Origin of the sequence: Amycolatopsis sp. cmx-8-4 (assembly GCF_046548675.1) — a bacterium.
Taxonomy (GTDB): domain Bacteria; phylum Actinomycetota; class Actinomycetes; order Mycobacteriales; family Pseudonocardiaceae; genus Amycolatopsis.
In genome coordinates, this window is sequence record NZ_JAEBDZ010000004.1 from 288,471 (window position 1) to 311,703 (window position 23,233).

A 23,233-nucleotide genomic window follows, 5' to 3' on the forward strand; every position below is an offset into this window, starting at 1 on the left:
CCGTGCCCGAGGGTGACACCGTCTACCTCGTCGGGAAGCGGTTCGACCGGGCGCTGGCCGGGAAGACGTTGCTGCGCGGGCAGTTCCGTGTGCCGCAACTGGCCACTGTGGACCTCGCCGGGCGGGACGTGCTCGGCGTCGGCACGGTCGGCAAGCACCTGTTCACGCGCTTCTCCGGCGACCTGACCCTGCACTCGCACCTGATGATGGACGGCATGTGGGACGTCTACGCGGCCGGCGCGAAGTGGCGCCGGCCCGGGCACCACGCCCGCGTGGTCCTGACCGCGGCCGACGTCCAGGTGATCGGGTTCCGCGTCCACGACCTCAGGCTCGTGCCCGCGGCGAAGGAGCGCGACCTCGTCGCCCACCTCGGCCCGGACCTGCTCGATCCACAGTGGACGGACGACCATGCGGCCCGGGCGACGGCCGCGCTGGCCGCCGATCCGGCCCGCGAGCTGGGGCTGGCGCTGCTCGACCAGCGCGTGATGGCGGGCGTCGGAAACCTGTACAAGTGCGAGATGTGCTTCCTGCTCGGCGTGACACCGTGGACGCCGGTGTCCGAAGTGGACGCCGCGCAGACCGTCGCGCTCGGCCGCAAGCTGCTGCTGGCCAACGCCGCCTCGGGGCGGTTCGACCAGAGCACGACCGGCCACCTCGACCGCAACCGGAAGAACTGGGTCTACGAGCGCACCCGCCAGGGCTGCTTCCGTTGCGGCGGCCCCACCCTGGTGCGCACGCAGGGCCACGACGTCCGGCAGCGGCCGACGTGGTTCTGCCCGAAATGCCAGTCCGGACCCGCTCCCGCGCGCTAAGCTGAGCCCGTGACGTCGTTCAAGCTCCCGCTCTACGGGACCGACACCGAACGCGGCGACCTCGCTCCCTGAGCCGTCCGCGCGGCCACGTCACCTCACCCGCACGTCCCAGGGAGCTCCGTCATGCCCGAAATCCCGGCCGGGCCGGCGCTGCGCGCGTTCGCGCACGCCCTGCCCAAGGTCGAACTGCACGTCCACCTGGTCGGCTCGGCGAGCCTGCCGACCGTCCTGGAGCTGGCCCGGCGCCGCCCGGAAGCCGGTGTCCCCACGGAAGAACGCGCGCTCGCGGAGTTCTTCACCTTCCGCGCCTTCGACCACTTCCTCACGGTCTACTTCGCGGTCACGTCGCTGGTGCGCGACCGCCACGACGTCCACGCGCTGGTGGCCGGGCTGGCCGCGGACCTCGCCGCGCAGAACTGCCGGTACGCCGAAGTCACCGTGACGCCGTACAACCACCTCCTGGACGGCATGCCCGGTGACGACCTGCTCGCCGGGCTCGCCTCCGGCCGGGCCCGCGCCGCCGAACTGGGCGTGGAACTGGCCTGGTGTTTCGACATTCCCGGCGAAAAGGGCACCAAGGCCGGCGCGGAGACCCTCGTGTTCGCGCTCCGCGAACGCCCTGAGGGGCTGGTGTCCTTCGGGCTCGCCGGACCCGAGCTCGGCGTCGGGCGGGCGCAGTTCGCGCCGTTCTTCACCCGGGCCCGGGAAGCCGGGCTGCACAGCGTGCCGCACGCCGGCGAGACCACCGGCCCGGCCACGATCTGGTCGGCGCTGCACGACCTCGGCGCCGAGCGGATCGGCCACGGCACGAGCTGCACCGCCGACCCCGCACTGCTCGAACACCTTGCGGCGCACCGGATTCCCCTCGAAGTCTGCCCGACGTCGAACGTGCGCACGGGCCAGGTCACCGCCGTCGCCGCGCACCCGGTGCGGCGGATGCTCGACCACGGCGTCGTCGTCACGCTCAACACCGACGACCCGCCGATGTTCGGCGCGACGCTCACCGGCGAGTACGTCGCCGTGGCCGAAGCGCTGGGGCTGACCGCGGCCGAACTGGCGCGGCTCGCGGAGAACGCCGTCGACGCGTCCTTCCTCGGTGACGCGCGGAAAGCTCTCCTGAAAAGTGAGATCCGGCAAATGACGTTGCCGGGTCGCGGGAACTTCGTTTAGCGTGGCGGTACACGAGAGAGGAGGTGGTCCCAAGTTGTATTCCAACAGGACTCGTGAGGTGACTGTCCGCTAGCGGATGGCACGAGATGGGACTTTGAGCAGCGATACAACGGAGCCACCTTCGGCTCATCGCCTGCTTCCCGTGTTTGCCTGATAGCGAATACCAGGCAGTCACCGGGCCCCCAGGGTTCCCGGGCACCGGTCCGGCCCGGGCTCGAGCGTTTGACGGCGTTCGAGAGACCCCCTGGGGGCACCCCCACCACCGCTCGTTCGTGCAGGTCATCCCGCCGGTCGGCGGTCGATGACCGCCCGGCGATCCGACCTCCGCCTTCGCCGATTCGGTTTTGCCGTTCTGTCCCCCGAACGGGTCAACCGTCGCTAGCCTGGAGCCATGCTCAGGCCCGACTACCCGATCACCACGGAACGCCTGCTCCTGCGCCCGTTCACGCCCGAAGACCTCGACGCGCTGAACTCCTTCCAGTCCCGCTCCGACGTCGCCCGCTACCTGTACTGGGGCCCGCGCAGCCGGGCCGAATCGGCCGCCGCGCTCGCGAAACGGGTGCACAGCTCGACGTTGACGAACGAAGGGCAGTTCCTGGCCGTCGCCGTCGAGCTGGCCTCGACCGGGCAGCTGATCGGCGACCTGAACCTCGAGTGGCTCAGCAGCGAGCACCGCCAAGGCGAGATCGGGTTCGTCTTCCACCCCGACCACCACGGCAAGGGCCTGGCCGCCGAAGCCGCCACCGAGCTGCTGCGTCTGGGCTTCGAAGACCTGGGGCTGCACCGGATCATCGGCCGCTGCGACGGCCGCAACACCGCCTCCGCCGCGCTCATGCAGCGCCTCGGCATGCGCGAGGAAGCGCGGCTGCGGGAGAACGAGATCGTCAAGGGCGAGTGGACCGACGAGCTCGTCTTCGCGATGCTCGAGGACGAGTGGAAGGACCGCGCGTAGTGGGCTCGTTCACGTCGAGGTGACGCTCCGGTCGCGCGGTCCGGGCGATTTGGCAGCATGAGGGCGTGTTCTTCGACAAGATCGTCCGCCCGGCGCTGTACCGGCTGTCCTACCACGACCCCGAGCTGGTGCACGAGCGCACGATCGGCGTCCTCTCCCGCCTCGGCAAGGCCACCTCGGCGCTGAGCCGCGTCAGCCGCGTCGACGACCCGGTGACGGTGCTGGGCCTGCGCTTCCCGAACCGCGTCGGCCTCGCCGCCGGGATGGACAAGAACGGCCGCGCGCTGCCCGCGTGGGCCGGGCTCGGCTTCGGCTTCGTCGAGGTCGGCACCGTGACGCGGCTGGCGCAGCCGGGCAACCCGAAGCCGCGGCTGTTCACCCTCCCCGAGACCAACGCGGTCATCAACCGCATGGGCTTCAACAACGACGGCGCCGAGGCGCTCGCGGCGAAGCTCGCCCGGGAGGGGAAACCGGGCGTGCCGCTCGGGATCAGCATCGGGAAGTCGAAGGTCACGCCGCTCGAAGACGCCGTCGAGGACTACCGGTTCTCGCTGCGCGCGCTGCACCCGTACGCCGACTACTTCGCGATCAACGTCAGCTCGCCGAACACGCCCGGGCTGCGCCGGCTGCAGGACCGCGCGGCGCTGGCCGAGCTGCTCGGCGAGCTGCGGTCGACGTCCGTGGAGCTGGCCGGTGGCGCCGCGCCGACGCCGGTGCTGGTGAAGGTCGCCCCGGACCTGACCGACGACGCGCTGGCCGAGCTGCTCGAGGTCAGCCTCGAGCACGGCGTCGCCGGGATCATCGCCACCAACACCACCCTTTCCCGCGAGGGCATCGCGGCCGCGGAGAGCGGCCTGGCCGGACAGGCGGGAGGGCTGTCCGGCCGGCCGCTGACCACCCGCGCGGCCGAGGTCGTGCGCTTCGTGCACGACCACACCGGCGGGAGCCTGCCGATCATCGGCGTCGGCGGCATCCTCGGCCCGGACGACGCCGTCCGGCTGGTGGACGCCGGCGCGTCGCTCGTGCAGCTCTACACCGGGTTCGCGCTGCACGGGCCGGGTCTGGTGCGCCGCGTCAGCCGGGGCCTCGCGGCCCGGCGGTAGACGTGAAACGGACGTAGCCGCGCCAGGACTCGTAGCGTTCCAGGCCCGGCGCCGCCGTCGTCGCGTCCTTTTCGCACCGGACGGCCAGGACCCGGGACCCGTCCTCCAGCTCGACGCGAGCCAGCACGAACGGCTCCGGCAGCGTCGCGGCGAACCGGCCCAGCGCGGCCGGGGACAGCCGCCAGCGCTCGCCGTCGAGACCGCGGCCGTCGACGTCTTCGAGCACGCCCGGCTGCGGCGGTTCGGTGGCCAGCAACACCATCCGGTACCGCTCGGCGGTCCGGACCGGGCCGGTGAACCGGGCGCCGAGCTCGGTGAGCCGGGAGTTGAGCGGCTGGCCGCGCAGGTGCGCGCCGAACACGACGAGGTCCTCGCCGGGCTCCGGGTAGTGCGTCATCGGCTCGTCCGTGCAGACGGTGGCGAGGTCGAGGGCGATCTGGTCCTCGAAGGCGCGCGTGACGAAGGTGACGCCGAACGGGCGGCGGTCGCCCGGCAGCACCGGGACGGTGACCGCGGCCAGGTCGAGCACGTTCACGAACGCGCTGTAGACGGCCAGGCGGTGGCTCACGCCGATCGGGTCGGCCAGCGCCTCGGCGAGCTCCGGGTGGTCCGGCACGGTCGGCACCAGGAGCGCGTCGAACCCGTCGAGGGCCCGCGCGGCCCGGACCTTCAGCTCGGCGAACCGGCGTTTGTCGGCGGCGAACGCGTGTGCGGTGTGGCTGCCGGCCGCGCGGACCAGGGCGGCGACCGTCGGGTCGGCGTCGGCCGGGTTCCTGCCGAGGAACTCCCCGATCACGGTGTAGCTCTCGACGTCGAACGAGCCGGTGTAGACCAGTTTGCCCGCCTCGCGGAAGACGTCGAAGGGGATCGGTTCGAGGATCGCGCCCGAGACCGCCAGCCGCGTCACGGTGTCGTCGAAGGCGAGCCGGGCCGCGGCGCTCAGCGGGGCCAGGCCGGCTTCGTCCGGGATCGCGATCCGCGGGTGGTCGCCGGCGCCGAGGCGGACGTCGGCGGGCCAGGTGCGCATGCCGGGGTCGATGCCGTCCGGGCCGGTCATCAGGGCGAGCGCGCGGCGGCCGGCGGCCAGGCCGGGCGCGAACACCGAGACGCCGTCGTAGGAGTGCGACGCCGGCAGGACGCCGGTCATCGGCAGCAGACCCAGCGTCGGCTTCAGCCCGACGACGGCGTTCAGGGCGGCCGGGATCCGGCCGGAGCCCGCGGTGTCGGTGCCCAAGGCCAGGTCGACGATGCCGAGCGCGACGGCGACCGCCGAGCCGCAACTGGAACCGCCGGCGACCTTGGTCCGGTCCCACGCCGACGTCACGGCGCCGTACGGGGTGCGGGTGCCGGCGAGGCCGTAGCCGAACTGGTCGAGGTTGGTCTTGCCGAGCACGACCGCGCCGGCCGCGGTGAGCCGGGCGACGACGGTGGCGGAGGTCTCCGGGACCCGGGCGAACGACGGGCACCCCGCGGTGGTGGGCTGCCCGGCGACGTCGATCAGGTCCTTCACGGCGACGACCGTGCCCGCCAGGGGCAGGTTCTCCCCCGCCTTGACGCGCTCGTCGACCGCCTTCGCGTCGACGAGGACGTCCTCGATCGCGCGCAGGGTGGTCCAGAGCTCGGGGCGGTCGACCTCGGAGATGCGCTCGAAGGCCGCGATCACGCGCTGGGACGCGCTGGGCGGGGTGGGCGGGACGGGGTCCGGTTCCGGCGGGAGCGTGTTCACGGGGCGTCCTTTCCTCGGCGGAAAGCGAGAAAGTCCACTGTGTACGGTCGGCGCCGGCGAACCTCAGAGCACGGCGGGCCTTCCGTCGGGTGCCACCACTGCTTGCATGACAGAAACGTTAGGTCGTGCACGTTTCCGTCGCTACCGGTTTCCGATTACGCGCGTGTTTCGGGACCAAGGGGTGAACAGGCGGCGACGCCGGGGTGAAACGCACGATCACGCACGCCGCGTGACCGGACGGGTCCGGAGCCGGATGACGGCACCCGGATGGCAGAGCGGGGCACCTGAACGGCTCAGCGCGGGACGTTTTCGCGTGATCGGCGCGCCGTCCCGTGTGACGGGAGGGTCAACACGCGTGATTGGACAGTCGACACGCGTGTGTGGACGGTCGGCTCACGTACCCGGACGGTCGGTTCGCGTACCTGGACGGTCGGCTCGCGTGCTGGAACCCGGGTCTCGCGTGACCAGAGACGGGACTCGCGTGTTTAGGCCCGGAACTCGCGTGATTGGTGCCGGAACTCGCGAGTCACGGGCCTGATCACGCGAGTTCCGGGCTGGATCACGCGAGTTACGGGTTCCAGCACGCTGGTTACGGGTCTGGTCACGTGGGTTGCGCGGCGGATCACGTGGGGTGCGGGGTGTGTCCCGTCAGGAGAGTTCGCGGAGGGCCATGGCCAGGCCGGCCAGGCGGTCGGTGGCGTCGGTGAGGGCCTGCTTGGACGTGATCAGGCCGTCGCCCGCGGCGGCGACGGTGTGGCCGGCCGCGGCGACCAGGCCGCCGTAGCCTTCGAGGCCGTCGTCGAGCTGTTCGCGGAGCTTGGCGACCGCCGCGTCCAGCGCCGCGCGCTCACGGGCGGGGGCGGCGTTGCGGCCGCGTTCGATCGCCTGGATGCGGGCCGCCAGGCCGCGCAGGGCGGCCGCGGCTTCGTCGGCCGTCTGGCGGGCGTCCGCGACGGACACTTCGGACACCGGCATCGCGCCCACCGAGGACGGCACCGACAGCTGGCGCAGCAGCTCGAACAGCGACGCCTCGCCCTCGGCCAGCAGTTCCATCGGCTCGCGCGCCACCGACCCGGCGGGCGGCAGCGGCGGTGGGCCGGCCGGGGTGGCCGGCAGCTGGACGCGGTTGAGGCCGCGGAGCTTGAGCCCGGACCGGACGCCGAAGGTGCCGAACACGACGGCCCCGGCGAAGGCCATGATCGCTTGCGGCATCATCGCGGCGCCGGTGGCGCTGACCCAGCCCACACCGGCGGCCACGGCGAGGACGCCGCACAGGATCGTCAGCAGGATCCACAGCGTGAGCGCGCGCGACGTCCGCCGCTTACGGCGTTCCAGCTTCGCGGCGGGGTCGTTCCACCGGTTCCACTTGGTCCGGGCCTCGGCGAAGGCCGGGACCTGGTTCGCCACGGACGCCAACGACGACAGGTCCGGCATCCGCGACCCGGCTGTCCGCGGCCGCTGCAGCGGGTTCGGCCGCTGGTAGGACGGCCGGGCGGTCCCGGGCTTCCCGCCGGCCTGATCGGCCGGCGGGAAGTACCTCTGGACCTTCTGGAGCTTCTCCTGGGCGCGCTGGGCGTATTCGGGCAGCTTCTCGATGTGCTTGTCGAGCTTGGCGCCGAACTCGCTGAAGTCCCGGCCTCTGCCTTGCTGTCCCATGCCCGCCCCCTGGTTCGCTCCGGCTCCGGCGTCAAGCCGGGTTCTTGCCCTGCTCCGCCTGCACGCGCGCCTGGATCTCACGCTGGATGTCGGCCGAGCTGGCGGCCGGCTTCTGGGCCGCCGCCGCGCCACCGTCGGTCACCTGGGCGACCGAGTCGCCGCGCATCGACGCGCGGATCTGCTCGAGCCGCGACTGCCCGGCGAACTGCGTGGTGGAGGCCTGGACCTCCATCATGCGGCCCTGGACCGAGTTCTGAGCGAGTTCCGCTTGACCCAGCGCCGTGGTGTAGCGCTTCTCGATCTTGTCGCGGACCTCTTCCAGCGACGGCGTGTTGCCCGGCGCGGCCAGCTGGCTCATCTGGTTCAGCGAAGCGGAGACCTGCTCCTGCATCTTCGCCTGCTCCAGCTGCGAGAGCAGCTTGGTGCGCTCGGCCAGCTTCTGCTGCAGCATCTGCGAGTTGCGCTCCACGGCCTTCTTGGCCTGGGCCGCCGCCTGCAGCGACTGGTCGTGCAGCGTCTTGAGGTCCTCGATGTTCTGCTCGGCCGTGACGAGCTGCGTCGCGAAGCTCTCCGCGGCGGTCTCGAACTCGGTCGCCTTCTGCTCGTCACCCTTGCCCCGGGCCTCGTCCGCGAGGACGAGGGCCTGGCGGGTCGAGGCCTGCAGCTTCTCGACGTCGCTGAGCTGCCGGTTGAGCTTCATCTCCAGCTGACGCTGGTTGCCGATCACGGAGGCGGCCTGCTGCGTCAGCGCCTGGTGGTTGCGCTGCGCCTCCTCGATGGCCTGCTGGATCTGTACCTTCGGGTCGGCGTGCTCGTCGATCTTCGACGAGAACGCCGCCATCATGTACTTCCAGAACTTCACGAACGGGTTGGCCATCTCCTCCGCCTGCCTTCTTGCGTCCCACGGGCCTTGAGTACTCGGGGTGGTGGGGCGTCGCTCCCCTGCACATGCAACGCACCGACCCCGGCGTTGGGTTCCATCGTGTCAGGTCGGCCACGTCCATTCCAGGCGACCCCGGGGGATTTCAGGGTTCACCCCCTGATCACCCCGGTATCCCACGGGTATCCCACGCGAACGGCCCCGGGCACGTTGCCCGGGGCCGTCGTCGTGTCCGATTCGTGACTATGCGGCGATCGTGGAGGCCAGCTTCGGCTGCCCGATCGTCGTGCGCAGGGTGGTGTTCATCCGCGGCGCCGGCGAAACCCGCAGGTCGGCGAGGTCGTTGCCGATCAGCTCGGACATCAGGCGGCCACCTTCGATCCCGGCCGCCGACGCCTTCGCACCGCGGTCGGGCACCTTCTCCCGGGGCGCGCCGTCCACGATCCGCTCGTCGACCGGCGCGACCTCGACGTTGTCGAGGGCCGAAACGTCCGCTGCCACGTGGTGCAGCAGTTCGCCGAGCGGAAGGTCCAGGGCCTGGCAGATGGACGCGAGCAGCTCGCTCGACGCCTCCTTCTGGCCGCGTTCCACCTCGGAGAGGTAGCCGAGGCTGACCCTGGCGGCGCGGGAGATGTCGCGCAGCGTACGACGCTGGTTGGTGCGGGCATGACGGAGCCGATCACCGATCGCCTCACGCAACAGCACGGTCATCACGCGCCTCCCTTCCGTACAAGTACCCCCTACGTTACCCAGAGCGGCGCCCCGGGCGCAGGATTTGGGTGCCCGTACGCCAAGGGCGAACGCCCGATTCACGCCAGATGTTCCCCGAGCAGGGCAAACGCGGCGCGGACCGACTCGGTCCTGATCAAGTCCCGGTCGCCGCTCAAGGCCAGGGTACGGACTGTGACAAACGAGGCTTCGCCTCGATCCGGGGGCTCCGCCACCCGAGCCCCCGAAAGACGCGGTGTGCGCGTCCCCGGCCCGGCGAGCCCGACGTGCACGGTGCCCGGCGCGACCCCGTCCTGGGCGGCCGGGCCGGCCACGCCGGTGAGCCCGAGCCCCCAGGTGGCGCCGCAGCGCTCACGGGCGCCCTCGGCCAGCTGCGCCGCGACCTCGGGGTGCACCGCGCCGTGCTCGGCGAGCAGCTCGGGGTCCACCCCGGCCAGCCGCGTCTTCAGTTCGGTGGCGTAGACGACCAGGCCGCCGCGCAGGACCGCGCTCGCCCCCGGCACCTGGGCCAGGGTGGCGCAGACCAGCCCCGCGGTCAGCGACTCGGCGGCGGCGACCGTCTCCCCGCGCCCGGACAGGGCGGCGACCAAGGCCGCGGCCCGCTCGTCGACCACGTCTCAGTTACCGGTGGCCCGGCGCCCGGCCGCGCGCAGGCGCACCGCCCGGACCAGGTAGTCGACGCCGGTGACGACGGTCAGCACCAGCGCCAGGCCCATCAGCGCCCAGCGCACCGGATCGGCGCCGGCCGGCAGCGGCAGCAGGTACGCCGTGATCGCGGCGATCTGGGCCATCGTCTTGGCCTTGCCGCCGCGGCTGGCCGGGATCACGCCGTGGCGGATCACCCAGAAGCGCAGCAGCGTGACGCCGATCTCGCGGACGGCGATCACGATCGTGACCCACCAGCCGAGCATGCCGAGGATGCTCAGCCCGACCAGCGCGGCGCCGGTGAGCGCCTTGTCCGCGATCGGGTCGGCGATCTTGCCGAAGTCGGTGATCAGGCCGTACTTGCGGGCCACCCAGCCGTCGAGCTGGTCGGTCGCGGAGGCGACGGCGAACAGCCCGGTCGCGATCGCGCGCCAGGTGGTGTCGACGCCGTCGCCGGTGAACAGCGCCGCGATGAACAGCGGCACCAGCACGAGCCGCGAGAGCGTCAGGAGGTTTGCGAGGTTCAGGGTCGGGACCGGGGTCGCCTCCGGGACCTGTGCCGTCGTCTCCGCGGCCGGCGGGGCCAGGCCCTCGTCCGCGGCGTCGCTCGGGAGCGCACTCACCGGTCGGCGTCCGGTGCCGCGCGCACGATCAGGTCGACGCCCGCCGAGTCGACGACCTCGCACCGGAGGAAGTCACCCACCTGGGGCCTCTTTGCGGGGGTTCGGGTGGCGGAGCCCCCGGCCCGGGGCGAAGCCCCGGATGTCTCAGTCTTATCCGGCGCGTCGAGGATGACGCACTCGCCGTCGACCTCGGGGGCCTGGTGCGCGGCGCGGCCGGTCAGCTCGCCGTCGTCGTCCAGCTCGACCAGGACGTCGACGAAGGTGCCGATCCGGTCCTCGGCGCGCTGCGAGGTCAGCTCCTCGACCAGCGCCGAGATCCGCGTGACGCGCTCGGTGACCACCTGGGGGTCGAGCTTGCCGTCGAAGCCCTCGGCCTCGGTGCCGTCCTCGTCGGAGTAGCCGAAGACGCCGACCGCGTCGAGCCGGGCGCCGGTCAGGAAGCGCTCCAGCTCGGCCAGGTCGTGCTCGGTCTCGCCGGGGAACCCGACGATCACGTTGGTCCGGATGCCCGCCTCGGGCGCGTACTCGCGGATCTGCTCGGTCAGCGCGAGGAACGAGTCGGTCGAGCCGAACCGGCGCATCCGGCGCAGCACCTGCTCGCTGGAGTGCTGGAACGACAGGTCGAAGTACTCGGCGACCCCCGGCGTGGTCGCGATGGCCTTCACCAGCTGCGGGCGCGTCTCGGCCGGCTGCAGGTAGGAGACGCGGACGCGCTCGATGCCGTCGATCTCCGCCAGCCGCGGCAGCAGCCGCTCCAGCGCGGTGGCGCCGTCGCGGCCGAAGTCCTTGCCGTAGGACGTCGAGTTCTCGCTGACCAGGAACAGTTCCTTGACGCCGTGCTCGGCCAGCCACATGGCCTCGGCGACGATCTCGTCCGGCTGCCGCGACACGAAGGAGCCGCGGAAGGACGGGATCGCGCAGAACGAGCAGCGCCGGTCGCAGCCGGATGCGATCTTCAGCGCGGCCACCGGGGAGTCGTCGAGGCGCGTGCGCAGCACCCGCGGGCCCCAGCCGTGCTGCGCGTGGCCCGGAACCTCGACGTTCTCGGCCGCGGCGGGGCGCTGCACCGGGCTGATCGGCAGCAGCTTGCGGCGGTCGCCCGGCGTGTGCGAGGCGACCTTACGGCCGGCGACGACGTCGTCCAGGCGCTCGGAAAGGTCGGCGTAGTGGTCGAAACCGAGGACGGCGTCCGCCTCGGGCAGGCTGTCGGCCAGCTCGTGGCCGTAGCGCTCGGCCATGCAGCCGACGGCGACGACCTTCTTGCCCGTGTCGGAGGCCGCCAGCAGCGTGTCGACGGAGTCCTTCTTGGCCGACTCGACGAAGCCGCAGGTGTTGACCACCACGACGTCGGAGTCCTCCGGATCGGCCGCCAGCTCCCAGCCGCCGGCCGCCAGCCGGCCCGCCAGCTCCTCCGAGTCGACCTCGTTGCGGGCGCAGCCCAGGGTCAGCAGGGAGACGCGTCGGGTGGCGGCAGGTTCCGTGGTGGGAGAAGGCACGACGTTCAGGGTAGCCGCCGGTCCTCGCCGGTCCGACGACGGCGTAGCCCGGTCGTGTCATCCCGCCTCCAGGGCCGTGTGGTTGAGTTGACGCTCGTGCCGTCCGACTCGCCCCGCCCGACCGTCCGCCGTGCCCGGATCGCCGACATCCGCAAGATCAAGGCCCTGGTCGACGCGGACGCGGGCCGCGTGCTGCTGGAGAAGGATCTGGTCACCCTCTACGAGGCCGTCCAGGAGTTCTGGATCGCCGAAGCGGCGGGCGAGGTCCTCGGCGCGGCCGCCCTCCACGTCCTGTGGGAGGACATCGCCGAGCTGCGCACCGTGGTGGTCGACAAGGCCGCCCGCGGCCAGGGTGTCGGGCGGCTGCTGGTCGCCCGGCTGGTCGACGAGGCCCGTGAGCTCGGTCTCCGGCGGCTGTTCGTGCTGACCTTCGAGACCGGCTTCTTCGCCGGCCACGGTTTCGTGGAGATCGACGGCACCCCGGTGTCGCACGAGGTCTACGAGGAGATGCGGCGCTCGCACGACACCGGCGTCGCCGAATTCCTCGACCTGCCGTATGTCAAGCCCAACACCCTGGGCAATTCACGCATGTTGCTCGAACTCTGAGGGGAATTCACCGAACATCCTCCTTTCGGGCGGTGACGGCGGGACAAAGCGCACTCGAAGCTGGTCGGGCAAATCGTCCACTTGATCAGCAAGGGAAAGCACACGATGCGCACGACACTCCGGAACCTGGGGGCCACCATGACGGTGGCCGTGACTGTCGGCTTGGGGGCTCTGCTGGGCACCGGCACCGCCGCGGCCGTCGACATCCCGACGGTCACCGACCAGTACCTCTTCCACACCTCGCTGTCCGGCTTCGAGTCCACCCGGGCGCAGAAGCCCTACAACGGCCAGCTCGACTGGTCGTCCGACGGCTGCTCGTGGTCGCCGGACACCCCGTTCGGCTTCCAGTTCCTGCCGGGCTGCCACCGGCACGACTTCGGGTACCGCAACTACAAGAAGCAGGGCCGGTTCACCTCGGCGAACCGCCTGAAGATCGACGACAACCTCTACAGCGACCTGAAGAGCGTCTGCGGGTCGAACGTGGTGTGCAAGGGCGCGGCCTGGACGTACTACCAGGCCGTCCGCAAGTTCGGCGGCTGAGCCGGGTTCCTGGCCCGGACTCCCGCGGTCCGGGCCAGGATGGGGGCATGGAGATCGATCACCTGCTCAGCACCACCCGCGCCGTCCGCCGGAAGCTCGACCTCGATCGCCCGGTCGAGGCGGCGGTCCTCGAGGAGTGCCTCAACCTCGCGCTGCAGGCGCCGACCCCGGGCAACGCCCAGGCGTGGCGCTGGATCGTGGTGCGCGACCAGCGGGTCAAGGACCGGCTCGGCGGGCTGTTCCGCGAGGTCGGCGCGGCCTACCTGGCGGGCCGCGAGGCGGGCGACGCCGCCACCCGGCGGGCGCTGGCGTCCGGGCAGCACCTGATCGACGTCATCGAGCGGGTGCCGGTGTTCGTCATCCCGTGCCTCGAGGGCCGCCCGAGCGGCGAGAACGCGACGGACGCGGCCTTCTACGGCGGCATCTTCCCGGCGGTCTGGAACTTCCAGCTGGCCCTGCGCTCCCGCGGCCTCGGCTCGACGCTCACGACGTACCACCTGTCCCGCGAGACGGCGGCGGCCGAGATCCTCGGCGTCCCGGACGGCTTCACCCAGGTCGGCCTGCTGCCGGTGGCGTACACGACGGTCCCGGACTTCAAGCCGGCCGCGCGCGTCCCGCTGGCCGAGGTCGCCTACCTGGACCACTGGGGCGCGCCGCTCAGCTGATCCGGACCGTCGCCTCCCGGGCGTCCTGGCTCACCGACACCAGCTCGACGCGGCTCGCGGCGAAGCTCGTCGCCTGCGGGCCCGTGCGCGGGCCGGTGTGCAGCTCGGCCGTGGTGCTCTCGCCGCGGCCGGGCTCGCTCAGCAGGAAGGCCACCGAGGCCTCGCCCTGCCAGAAGCACTGCATGCCGGGGCGGCACCGGGAGTCCGAGACGAGGCGGGTGTACCGCACGGTCAGGTCGCGCCCCTGCACGGCGGCCTCCTGGCCGAGCCGCAGGGTGACGTCCCGGCCGAGGGCGGTCCCGACGGTCGAGGGAGCCGACGCCGCCGGCGTGGACGCGGGTACGGCCTGCCCGGAGGCGACCGAGCTCCCGGCGCTCACCGCGACGACGGCGAAGGCGAACAGTCCGGCTGCGAATCGCTGTGTGTCCACGTGCTCAGGACGGAACGGGCCCGGCCGCGGGTTGCATCGGTGCTAGCTCATCTGCTCGACGAGCAGGCCCACCTGAGTGGAGGGGTTGCAGGCGTGCCCGGCGTCAGGGTGCCGGGCTCGCTCGACCGCCGTGTCGACGCCATGGGCGAAGTCATCGAATCGCAGTGCCGACTTGTGGTAACCGGGAACGTGCCGCCGCAGCCTCTTCTCGACGTCGCCGTAACAGGTCAGCGGAGCTGCGCATGCCTCGAAGTGGAGCAACAGCCAGTATTCGAAGCAGGGGTTCGAGACCGCCAGGCGCACGTCCAGCTGCCGAGCCGCCGTCAGTGCCTTGTCGAGGTCGAACTCGTCGACGTCGACGAGTTCGACACACCAGACTTCGTCGTACGCCGCGCCGGACCGGCTTCCGAAATCGGCGGCGTACTTCACCACGGCCGCTGGATCCGCCGGTTTCGACTTGATCTTGATCGTGACGGCCGGGTTTCGCCGCGACCGCTTCAGCCCGTCGAAATAGGCGGGCTCAGTCGCCTTCGCACCGCAGACGACGAGGATCGACCGGTGCGGCTCGCGGAACGGTGCTCGGCGCCGGCTGCTGTTTTCGCGACGGTTCATCGGCTGCGCAGCGCCTCCGCGAAATCGCCCAGCACCGGCACGGCACCATAGCTGCCAGCGAGGTAACGCCGTTCGGTGTTCTGGTCCTTGCGCGGCTTGAAGTCAGTGAGCGGATAGAGACTGCTCGCCCCCTCGGCGTCCCGCTCGACGAACCAGATCTGGTCCCGGTCGAGGACCTGCTCGCCGAGCATGGTCCCGAGCAGGCTGGTGTCGTGCGTGGTGAAGACCAGCTGGGCGCCGTGGGTGTTCAGCTCGGGGTCCTGGAAGAGTCCCACCAGCTTGGCCGTCAGCAGCGGGTGCAGGCTGGCGTCGATCTCGTCGACCAACAGGACCAGCCCTTCGTCCAGCGCCGAAAGCACTTGGGGCAGAAGACCGATCCAATTGCGCGTCCCCGAGGACTCGTCGTCGAAGTCGAAGCGCTCGCGAGCGGGCCCATGGAGCAGCTTGAGTTCCAGGTCGAACGCTCCCGTGAACCGGCGATGCGAATCGAGCCGCTCCTCGACGACGACGTCCACGATGCCGACATCGGCCACGCTGAGGAGCGACACCACGCGCTGCCGGTTCTCCGGATGCCGGAGCAGGTAGTCGCCGACGGCACCCTGCACAAATTCGGAGCCGAACCAGCCGCCGCCCAAGCCGTTGACCAGTAGACCGGAGGAGAACCATCGGTAGACCGGCATCAACGGCCCGAGTTCAAGACGGTCGCACACGCTCAGGAACAGCGCCGTCGGCCGGATCAGCTCTTCCAGGACTTCCAGCTTCTGCTTGAGATCGGCCACGGTGGTACCGAACTTGATGCTGTCTCGATCGCGTTCGAAAACGACTCGCTTCCGCTTCTCCGGATAGGAGTAGAGCCACTCTTCGAGGATTTCGTCCTCGTCAAGGAGGAAGCCGTAGGTGTACGGGACGCCGTCGGCGACCAGTTCGAAGACGAAGGTCGATGGCCGCAGCTCGGCGCCGAGGTCGAGCCGGAAGGGGTCCTGCACAACGACGATGTCGTGACGACCGGCGGAGTTCGGGAGGTGCCGGTTCATGACGGCCCCCATCACCAGGGTCATGGCCTTGAAGAGGTTCGACTTACCGGAGGCGTTCGCGCCGTAGACGGCGGCCACCGGCACCGCAGGTCGCTCGTCACCGGGCATCGCCGGCATGAGCAGCAGCTCCTGCTCGTCCCGGAACGAACGATGGTTGCCCAGACGGAAGCTCCGCAACATCCTGACCGCCCTTTTCATGATACTTCGAGCTGTTCTGTACCAGTAAACCGCACAGAACGGCTCAAAGCATCAATCAGGGTGCTATCACTCGTCGTCCGGGTCGGCCGGCACCGGGTCGCCGCCGCGGATCATGAACAGGACCGACTCCAGCTCCTCCGGCTTGATCAGCACGTCGCGGGCCTTCGAGCCCTCCGACGGGCCGACCACGCCGCGGCTCTCCAGCAGGTCCATCAGCCGGCCGGCCTTGGCGAACCCGACCCGCAGCTTGCGCTGCAGCATCGACGTCGAGCCGAACTGCGAGGTGACGATCAGCTCGGTCGCCTGGATTAGCACGTCGAGGTCGTCGCCGATGTCGGCGTCGATTTCCTTCTTCTCGCCGGCCTTCTGCGCGGTGACGCCGTCCTGGTAGTCCGGCTGCGCCTGCTCCTTGGCATAGGAAACGATCGCTGAAATTTCTTCGTCGCCGACGAACGCGCCCTGGATGCGGACCGGCTTGCCGGCGCCCATCGGCAGGTAGAGCGCGTCGCCCATGCCGATCAGCTTCTCCGCGCCCGGCTGGTCGAGGATGACCCGCGAGTCCGTCAGCGACGACGTCGCGAACGCGAGCCGCGACGGCACGTTGGTCTTGATCAGGCCGGTGACGACGTCGACCGACGGCCGCTGCGTGGCCAGGACCAGGTGGATCCCGGCGGCGCGCGCCTTCTGCGTGATCCGGACGATCGCGTCCTCGACGTCACGCGGGGCGGTCATCATCAGGTCGGCGAGCTCGTCGACGATCGCCATGATGTACGGGTACGGCCGGTACTCGCGCTCGGACCCCGGCGGCGCCGTGATCTCGCCGGACTTCACCTTCTTGTTGTAGTCGTCGATGTGGCGGACCTTGTTGACCTGCATGTCCTGGTAGCGCTGCTCCATCTCCTCCACCAGCCAGGCCAGCGCGGCGGCGGCCTTCTTCGGCTGGGTGATGATGGGCGTGATCAGGTGCGGGATGCCCTCGTAGGGCGTCAGCTCGACCATCTTCGGGTCGATCAGGATCATCCGGCACTCGTCGGGCGTCGCCCGCGCGAGCAGCGAGACGAGCATCGAGTTGACGAAGCTCGACTTACCGGAACCGGTGGAGCCGGCGACCAGCAGGTGGGGCATCTTCGTGAGGTTCGCGGTGACGAAGTGGCCCTCGATGTCCTTGCCGAGGCCGATCACCATCGGGTGGTTGTCCTTGACCGTGGTCGGCGCGCGCAGGACATCACCCAGGCGGACCATCTCGCGGTCGGAGTTCGGCACCTCGATGCCGACCGCGGACTTGCCGGGGATCGGCGCCAGCAGCCGGACGTTGTCCGTGGCCACGGCGTAGGCGATGTTCTTGGTCAGCGCGGTGATCTTCTCGACCTTGACGCCCGGGCCGAGCTCGACCTCGTACCGGGTGACCGTCGGGCCGCGGGTGAAGCCGGTGACCTGCGCGTCGATGCTGAACTGCTCCAGGACGCCGGTGATCGCCTCGATCATGGCGTCGTTGGCCTTGCTGCGGGACTTCGGCGCGTCGCCGAGCTTCAGCAGGTCCGGCGGCGGCAGCTTGTAGTCGCCCTCCACCGTCCGGGTGACCGCCATCGCGGGCTCGGGGGCCTTCTTCGGCTTCTTCTCGGGCACCTCCGCCGGCGGTTTGGGCAGCGCCTTCGGCGGCTTGATCGGCGTCGGCATCTCGGCGAGGGCGGCCTCGATGTCGAGCTGCTCGGGGTTGGCGTCGGCGGCCTGACGGCGGCGGGACGGCTTGCGCAGGCGCGCGGCCTTCGGGTCCGCCTCGGTGACGGCGTCTTCTTCGGTCGCGAAGATGGAGCCCTCGTCGGCCTCGGCGAGCTCCTCTTCGTCGAGGCCCCAGTTGCGCAGGCGGTGCGGGATCTCGCGCACGGGCGTCCCGGTGAACACGAGGATGCCGAAGACGAGGGCGAGGATCAGCAGCGGCACGGCGACCCAGGTGGTGACGCCCATGGTCAGCAGCCCGCCGGAGAAGGCGCCGATGATGCCGCCGGCGTACATCCGGCCGGCGTTGGTGTCCGGGAGCGCGGTGAAGATGTGCAGCATCCCGAGCACGGACAGCACGACCATGATGGTCCCGACGACCATCCGCGGCCGCGTCTCCGGATGCGGTTCGGACCGCATCAAGGCGACGGCGATGACCACGAGCACCAGCGGCAACGTGACGGCCCCTGCGCCCAGCACCGTCCTGGTCGCGATCTCCACACCCGCGCCGATCGGCCCGGCGGCCCGCCACCAGACGCCGACGGCGGCGATGATCGCGAGCGCGATCAGCCCGAGCGCGAGCCCGTCACGGCGGTGCTCGGCCTCCAGTTCGCGGGTGCGCCCGACGGTGCGGGCCAGCGTCCCGATGCCCCGGGCCAGCAGGTTCCAGGTCCCCCGGACGCCCTTGCCGAAGACGCCCGGAGTCTTCCGCCGCGGCGCCGGCTTGCGCGCGGCCGGCTTCCGGGTGCTCCGGGTGGCGCCGGAACTCGGCTTCGCCGGAGTACGGGGCTTGCGCGCCGCTGCTCCCTTCGCGCCGCTTCCCGTACTTCGCTTCCTCGTCGCCGACCCAGCCATGCTCCAACGGTAACCGCCGACGCCGTTTCGTCACATGCGCCACTCTCAGCGCATCGTGAACTTCTGCCTCACGGTCGGGCGCGGTGGGGCCATTCGGGTGAGCGGGATGGGGCCGGTGGCGGTGCTGACGGGCCGGTCGGGCCGGGTTTCCGGGTTGGGCGGCGCGAAGGGCCCTTTCGTGCCCACAGCCGCCGGCCTGCGGCGCTGCGAACGGCCCTTTCGTTCCCTTGAACAGGGACGGCAGCGGCGCGAACGGACCGGTCGCGCCGACACCCGCCGCCCAACCGTCACGAACGGACCGTTGCTGACGCAGGTCAGCGCAGCGGCGGTGCGAACGGACCGCTCGTACCGCACTTCAGAAGGCGAAGGCGGCACGAAAGGGCCGTTCGCGCCGCGCAACCCGCGAGCCCGGCAACCGCACGAACGGCCCGTTCGCACCCGAACCGTCACCAACGGGCCGCTCGCCCCCGCCCGACCGCCCCGCCCGACCGACCCGACCGACCCGACCGACCCGACGGCCGATCCCGGCCGAGAACGTCACCAACGGCCCGTTCGTGACCCAGCCGAGCAGCCATCCGGGTGAAATCCGGCGTCTGCCATGCTCTGCGCATGTTCGCGCTGCGCACCGACGACTCGTCCCGCCGTGCCCCGGCCATCTGGCGGACCATGCTGAACATCGACCGCGGGCTGGTGAACCTGGTCGGGCGGCTGACCGTGTCCGGCCGGGTTCCGGCGCAGCTTCGGGGGCGGCCGCTGCTGATGACCGCGAACCACATCGGCGTGTTCGACGCCTTCGTCCTGATGGCCGCGTGCAAGCGAATCGGGATCAACCCGCGCTTCATGCTGGCCGGCGGCATCCTGGACGCGCCCGTCATCGGGCCGGCGCTGCGGGTCAGCGGGCACCTGCGGGTGGACCGCAAGCACGCCGGCACCGCCGTCGGGCAGTTCGCCGAGGCCGTCGAGGCGATGAAGACCACCCGCGAGCCGATCATCGTCTACCCCGAAGGCCGGATCAGCCACGACCCGGGCCTGTGGCCGGAGCGCGGCAAGACCGGCGCCGCCCGCCTGGCGCTGGCCGCGGGTGTCCCGGTGATCCCGATCAGCCAGTGGGGCGCGCACGAGGCCGTCTACTGGGGCACCGAGACCGTCAACGGCCCGGCCGACCTGCTCCCGCTGGCCCGCTCCGGGCTCAGCGCGCCGCTGCGCCGGCCGAAGTTCCGGGTGCACTTCGGTGATCCCGTCGACCTGTCGGACGTCGAGCCGGAACGCCCCGGCGCCGGGGTCCGGGCGCACGCGAAGATCATGCAGGCGATCGCCGACGGCCTGGTCCCGCTGCGCGCCGGCGAGCTCGACCGGCCGCGTTTCCACGACCCGACGCGGCCGACCGACACGGTCAGCCCGTGGAAGCCCCGGTAGCCCGGTAGCCGCAGTCCGGATTCTGGGACGCGAGGCCACCAGCCCCTAGAGTCGGCGGACGTGAGCACACGGATACTCGTCGTCTACTACAGCGCGACCGGGAACACCGCCGCCCTCGCCGAGTCCCTCGCCGCAGGGGCGAAGGAGACTGGGGCCGAGGTGCGGGTGCGGACCGTGCCGGAGACGGTGCCGCCGGCCGCGATCGCCACCAACCCCCGCTGGCAGGCCTGGGTCGACTCCGGCCCGCACCACGACCTCGCCACGCTCGACGACCTCCGGTGGGCCGACGGCCTCGCGGTGGGCAGCCCGACCCGCTTCGGCGGCCCGGCCGCCCAGGTCAAGTCCTATTTGGACAGCACGGGTGGCTTGTGGGCGAAGGGAAAGCTCGCGGACAAGGTCGCGACGTCGTTCACGACGGCGTCGACCGCGCACGGCGGCCTCGAGTCCACGCTGCTGGCGATCAACAACGTCTTCTACCACTGGGGCGCGATCGTCGTGCCGCTCGGCTACACCGACCCGCACCTGAAGGAGTCCGGCAACCCGTACGGCGGCTCGTTCGTCTCGCGCAAGTCGGCCGCGCCGGACGACCTGGCGCTCGGCGCGCTGCGCCTCCAGGGGCGGCGGCTGGCCACGATCACGACGCACGTCGCGACCGGGCTCAAGCAGGCGGAGTAACCGGGAAAACCGTTTTGGTGGTGACGCCCGCGGCCCCTAGAGTCGCGAGGGTGACCACCGAACTGCCCGTCGTCGCGCCGCCGCGGGTCACCTCCCGCGCCCGCGGGACCACGCTCGTCCTGCTCGCCGCGTTGTTCTTCAGCACGTCGGGCACGCTGGGCAAGTCGGCGATGTCCGCCGGCGTCACCCCGGAACAGGTCGCCGCCGCGCGGATCACGCTCGCCGGGGTCGTGCTGCTCGCCGGCGTGGCGCTGTTCGCGCCGCGGAAGCTGAAGGTGCGCCGGGAGCACCTCCCGGTGCTGCTCGGGTACGGCCTGCTCGGCGTGGCCGGCGTGCAGCTGCTGTACTTCGTCGCCGCCGGCCGGATCCCGGTCGGCATCGCGATCCTGCTGGAGTTCGTCTCGCCGGTGCTCATCGCGCTGTGGGTCCGGTTCGTGCGGCGCCACCGGCTGCCGCGGGCCGTCTGGGGCGGCATCGCCCTCGCGATGGCCGGGCTCGCGATGGTCGCGCAGGTCTGGCAGGGCGTGACGCTGGACGTCACCGGTCTGCTCGCCGGCGTCGGCGCGGCCCTCTGCTCGGCCGGGTACTTCCTGCTCGGCGAGCGCGCGGTGGCCGACATCGACCCGCTGGGCCTGGTCACCTGGGGCATGGTGCTCGGCGCGGTCGCGGTGTGCGTCGTCGCGCCGCCGTGGACGTGGCCGGTGCGCCTGCTCGACGTCGACGTCGAGTTCGGGGCCTGGCGCCCACCCGTGTGGCTGCTGCTGACCCTGCTGGTCCTGGTGGCGACGGTGCTCGCCTACGTCTTCGGCATCTCGTCGCTGCGGCACCTGCCGGCGTCGGTGGCGAGCGTGCTCGGGCTGGTCGAACCGGTGATCACGACCGTCGCGGCGTGGCTGCTGCTCGGCGAGGAGCTCGCCTGGCCGCAGCTGCTCGGCGCGGCGGTCCTGCTGGCCGGCGCCTACGTCGTGCAACGCAACTCGGAGATCCTCACGGCCTGACAGCGTCCACTGTGGATGGTCAGCCGCCGCCGGCGATGCGGCTCAGGGCTCCGAAGAACACTTCCGTGATCTTCGTCGGGTCCGTGGCCACGAACGCGCTGCCGCCCGTGGCTTTCGTGAGGTCGTCCAGCTCCGTCTTGTCCGCGTCCGGGCCGACGCCGACGCCGATCAGCGGGATCGGACGTCTCTTGTCCTGCAGTTTTCCCAGCTCCGTCAGCAGATCCGCGCGGTTGATGCCCTTCGGGTCCTCGTTGCGGCCGTCCGTCACGACGATCACCAGGTTCAGCCGGCCGGGCTCCCACTCGCGACGCGCGGTGCGGTAGGTCTCCAGCACGCTGTCGTAGAGGCCCGTCCCGCCGTCGGCGGTGGCCTTCAGCTGGTTCAGCTTGTCGAGCGCGCCGCTGGCCAGGTGCTGGGCGACCGGCGCCATCGGGAGGATCTCGCGGTAGTCCTTGTCGCCGTCCAAGCGGGTCGAGAACTCCAGCATCCGCAGCTGGGTCGTCGGCTTGAACAGGTGCAACGCCTTCGCCGTGGCCTCGGTGGTCAGCTGCATCCGGTTCAGGCCGGTGCCCGGCACCTGCGCGTTCATCGAACCGGAGACGTCGAGCAGCACCTGCACCCGCGCGCTCAGGTTGATGCCGGCCCACTGGTTGAGCAGGTAGTCGACGTCGACGGCGTCCGGCATGCCGAGCGTCCGGAAGCCCGTCGGTGACACGCGCGGGTCGTCCGCGTGCCCGCGCAGCGCCTGGCCGCCCGCGGCGCGCAGGCCCGTCTTCGCGATGGCGTCGCCGCCCGAGCCGTTGAGCATCGCCTCGCGCAGCTTGTCGACGATCGGGCGCTGCTCCGGCGTGATCCCGCCCAGCTCGGCGAACGGGTAGTCCAGCGTGGGCACCGCGGCCGAGTAGACGGCGACCAGCGGCGACGCCGCGTCCTCGACGTTGTGGCGCAGCAAGGAGTTCTCCGACACCGGGAACGCCGTCACCGAGCCCGTGCCGGCGCCGTCGCTCGACCCCGGCAGCCGCGCGATGAGGTCGTTCTCCTCGCCGAGCGTGTTCGTCGAGAACCGCCGCAGCTGTGCGACGTACGCCGCCGCGGCGTCGGGGTTCGACCGCACCGTGGCCCGGATCCCGAACAAGGCCGCCGCGCCGACGGCGTCGCGCGCCGGGTCGGGCATGCCGGTGACGATCCCCGCCGCGTCCGGCGCGAGGACGTCGGCCCAGCTCAAGGTGCGCGACGGCCAGCCGAGGCCCTTCGCCGCCGCTTCCGCGACCGCCAGCACCACCGGCGAGCTGGCCACCGACGCGCCGGTCTCGGGGACGTCGGCGGCGCCGAGCTGGTGGGCGCGGCGCAGCGCGAGGGTGGAGTCGGGTACCCAGACCTGCGGTCGCGGGGTGCCGTCGGACATCGCGAGCCGTTCGGCGGCCAGCGTCGCCTCCCGGGTCTGGACCTCGATGGAATCGCAGCCGAGGTCGAGGCCCTGGACGACCAGCGACAGCGCGGGCGCGATGTCCGGGGACGCGGTGACCAGGACCTTCGCCGGCTGCTCGCAGGCCGGCGCGGACCGCACCACCGAGACGGTCACCCAGGCTGCGGCACCGAGGACGACCACGAGACCGGTCGCCAGGGCGGGCACGAGCAAGCGGCGTCGTCGCCCGTCCGGCGAATGACGTCCCATCGGCGCGGCCTCTCTTCCCGA

22 protein-coding genes are annotated in these 23,233 nt (G+C 71.4%); 10 read left to right on the forward strand and 12 right to left on the reverse strand.

Annotated features, from left to right (window positions below; translation table 11 throughout):
* Positions 1 to 2 precede the first annotated feature (2 nt).
* The 4 genes from ACLJQZ_RS10375 to ACLJQZ_RS10390 all read left to right on the forward strand — a co-directional run bounded on the left by ACLJQZ_RS10375 (position 3) and on the right by ACLJQZ_RS10390 (position 4,037).
* Positions 3 to 812 carry a DNA-formamidopyrimidine glycosylase family protein gene (locus ACLJQZ_RS10375; RefSeq protein WP_410619800.1) on the forward strand — a complete coding sequence of 270 codons (810 nt, stop codon included), beginning with the start codon at positions 3 to 5 and terminating at the stop codon, positions 810 to 812.
* 123 nt (positions 813 to 935) lie between these two features.
* Complete coding sequence (gene add, locus ACLJQZ_RS10380; RefSeq protein WP_410619801.1) at positions 936 to 1,982, forward strand: adenosine deaminase; 1,047 nt, start codon at positions 936 to 938, stop codon at positions 1,980 to 1,982.
* 391 nt (positions 1,983 to 2,373) lie between these two features.
* Positions 2,374 to 2,934, forward strand: a complete 561-nt coding sequence (locus tag ACLJQZ_RS10385) for a GNAT family N-acetyltransferase (RefSeq protein ID WP_410619802.1) — start codon at positions 2,374 to 2,376, stop codon at positions 2,932 to 2,934.
* Between the two features lie 65 nt (positions 2,935 to 2,999).
* Positions 3,000 to 4,037, forward strand: coding sequence for a quinone-dependent dihydroorotate dehydrogenase (locus ACLJQZ_RS10390; RefSeq protein ID WP_410619803.1), 1,038 nt, complete (start codon positions 3,000 to 3,002; stop codon positions 4,035 to 4,037).
* On the opposite strand, the gene atzF is transcribed toward ACLJQZ_RS10390, so the two are convergent.
* The 7 genes from atzF to rimO form a co-directional block, all read right to left on the reverse strand.
* Positions 4,009 to 5,763: an allophanate hydrolase gene (gene atzF / locus ACLJQZ_RS10395; protein ID WP_410619804.1), complete on the reverse strand. Its 1,755-nt coding sequence runs from the start codon at positions 5,761 to 5,763 to the stop codon at positions 4,009 to 4,011. The two genes, ACLJQZ_RS10390 and atzF, sit on opposite strands and share 29 nt — an antisense overlap.
* A 648-nt stretch (positions 5,764 to 6,411) precedes the next feature.
* Complete coding sequence (pspM, locus tag ACLJQZ_RS10400) at positions 6,412 to 7,419, reverse strand: phage shock envelope stress response protein PspM (protein WP_410619805.1); 1,008 nt, start codon at positions 7,417 to 7,419, stop codon at positions 6,412 to 6,414.
* A gap of 31 nt (positions 7,420 to 7,450) precedes the next feature.
* Complete coding sequence (locus ACLJQZ_RS10405; protein ID WP_326943035.1) at positions 7,451 to 8,296, reverse strand: PspA/IM30 family protein; 846 nt, start codon at positions 8,294 to 8,296, stop codon at positions 7,451 to 7,453.
* Positions 8,297 to 8,542: 246 nt separating this feature from the next.
* Positions 8,543 to 9,010: a helix-turn-helix domain-containing protein gene (locus ACLJQZ_RS10410; RefSeq protein ID WP_247054625.1), complete on the reverse strand. Its 468-nt coding sequence runs from the start codon at positions 9,008 to 9,010 to the stop codon at positions 8,543 to 8,545.
* A 98-nt stretch (positions 9,011 to 9,108) separates the two neighbouring features.
* Positions 9,109 to 9,642 (reverse strand): CinA family protein, encoded by a 534-nt coding sequence (locus ACLJQZ_RS10415; RefSeq protein ID WP_410619806.1) that lies wholly within the window; start codon positions 9,640 to 9,642, stop codon positions 9,109 to 9,111.
* Positions 9,643 to 9,645: 3 nt separating this feature from the next.
* Entirely contained in the window at positions 9,646 to 10,296 is a 651-nt protein-coding gene (pgsA, locus tag ACLJQZ_RS10420; RefSeq protein ID WP_410619807.1) for a CDP-diacylglycerol--glycerol-3-phosphate 3-phosphatidyltransferase, read from the reverse strand.
* Positions 10,293 to 11,792: a 30S ribosomal protein S12 methylthiotransferase RimO gene (gene rimO / locus ACLJQZ_RS10425; protein WP_410619808.1), complete on the reverse strand. Its 1,500-nt coding sequence runs from the start codon at positions 11,790 to 11,792 to the stop codon at positions 10,293 to 10,295. Before rimO ends, pgsA begins: the two co-directional genes overlap by 4 nt.
* Positions 11,793 to 11,879: 87 nt before the next feature.
* On the opposite strand from rimO, the gene ACLJQZ_RS10430 reads away from it, so the two are divergent.
* The 3 genes from ACLJQZ_RS10430 to ACLJQZ_RS10440 all read left to right on the forward strand — a co-directional run bounded on the left by ACLJQZ_RS10430 (position 11,880) and on the right by ACLJQZ_RS10440 (position 13,603).
* Positions 11,880 to 12,398 (forward strand): amino-acid N-acetyltransferase, encoded by a 519-nt coding sequence (locus ACLJQZ_RS10430; protein WP_410620008.1) that lies wholly within the window; start codon positions 11,880 to 11,882, stop codon positions 12,396 to 12,398.
* 105 nt (positions 12,399 to 12,503) lie between these two features.
* Positions 12,504 to 12,938: a phospholipase gene (locus tag ACLJQZ_RS10435; protein ID WP_326943039.1), complete on the forward strand. Its 435-nt coding sequence runs from the start codon at positions 12,504 to 12,506 to the stop codon at positions 12,936 to 12,938.
* Between the two features lie 47 nt (positions 12,939 to 12,985).
* On the forward strand, positions 12,986 to 13,603 hold the full coding sequence (locus ACLJQZ_RS10440; protein ID WP_410619809.1) for a nitroreductase family protein: 618 nt from the start codon (positions 12,986 to 12,988) through the stop codon (positions 13,601 to 13,603).
* On the opposite strand, the gene ACLJQZ_RS10445 is transcribed toward ACLJQZ_RS10440, so the two are convergent.
* From ACLJQZ_RS10445 to ACLJQZ_RS10460, 4 genes are all read right to left on the reverse strand, one after another.
* On the reverse strand, positions 13,596 to 14,033 hold the full coding sequence (locus ACLJQZ_RS10445) for a hypothetical protein (protein ID WP_410619810.1): 438 nt from the start codon (positions 14,031 to 14,033) through the stop codon (positions 13,596 to 13,598). The two genes, ACLJQZ_RS10440 and ACLJQZ_RS10445, sit on opposite strands and share 8 nt — an antisense overlap.
* 42 nt (positions 14,034 to 14,075) lie before the next feature.
* Complete coding sequence (locus ACLJQZ_RS10450; protein ID WP_410619811.1) at positions 14,076 to 14,645, reverse strand: RloB family protein; 570 nt, start codon at positions 14,643 to 14,645, stop codon at positions 14,076 to 14,078.
* On the reverse strand, positions 14,642 to 15,859 hold the full coding sequence (locus ACLJQZ_RS10455; protein ID WP_410619812.1) for an AAA family ATPase: 1,218 nt from the start codon (positions 15,857 to 15,859) through the stop codon (positions 14,642 to 14,644). The genes ACLJQZ_RS10450 and ACLJQZ_RS10455 overlap by 4 nt, the downstream gene beginning before the upstream one ends.
* Before the next feature lie 84 nt (positions 15,860 to 15,943).
* Complete coding sequence (locus tag ACLJQZ_RS10460) at positions 15,944 to 18,448, reverse strand: DNA translocase FtsK 4TM domain-containing protein (protein WP_410619813.1); 2,505 nt, start codon at positions 18,446 to 18,448, stop codon at positions 15,944 to 15,946.
* Positions 18,449 to 19,057: 609 nt separating this feature from the next.
* On the opposite strand from ACLJQZ_RS10460, the gene ACLJQZ_RS10465 reads away from it, so the two are divergent.
* Genes ACLJQZ_RS10465 through ACLJQZ_RS10475 form a run of 3 tightly spaced genes read left to right on the forward strand, consistent with a single transcriptional unit; the run spans position 19,058 to position 21,537 of the window.
* On the forward strand, positions 19,058 to 19,864 hold the full coding sequence (locus ACLJQZ_RS10465; RefSeq protein WP_410619814.1) for a lysophospholipid acyltransferase family protein: 807 nt from the start codon (positions 19,058 to 19,060) through the stop codon (positions 19,862 to 19,864).
* A gap of 60 nt (positions 19,865 to 19,924) precedes the next feature.
* On the forward strand, positions 19,925 to 20,539 hold the full coding sequence (gene wrbA, locus ACLJQZ_RS10470; RefSeq protein WP_410619815.1) for an NAD(P)H:quinone oxidoreductase: 615 nt from the start codon (positions 19,925 to 19,927) through the stop codon (positions 20,537 to 20,539).
* Between the two features lie 50 nt (positions 20,540 to 20,589).
* The gene (locus ACLJQZ_RS10475) at positions 20,590 to 21,537 is read left to right on the forward strand and encodes an EamA family transporter (RefSeq protein WP_410619816.1); all 948 of its coding nucleotides are present in this window, start codon (positions 20,590 to 20,592) and stop codon (positions 21,535 to 21,537) included.
* A gap of 19 nt (positions 21,538 to 21,556) precedes the next feature.
* Here the strand turns inward: ACLJQZ_RS10475 and ACLJQZ_RS10480 are convergent, their stop codons facing one another.
* The gene (locus tag ACLJQZ_RS10480; RefSeq protein WP_410619817.1) at positions 21,557 to 23,212 is read right to left on the reverse strand and encodes a VWA domain-containing protein; all 1,656 of its coding nucleotides are present in this window, start codon (positions 23,210 to 23,212) and stop codon (positions 21,557 to 21,559) included.
* Positions 23,213 to 23,233: the final 21 nt, after the last annotated feature.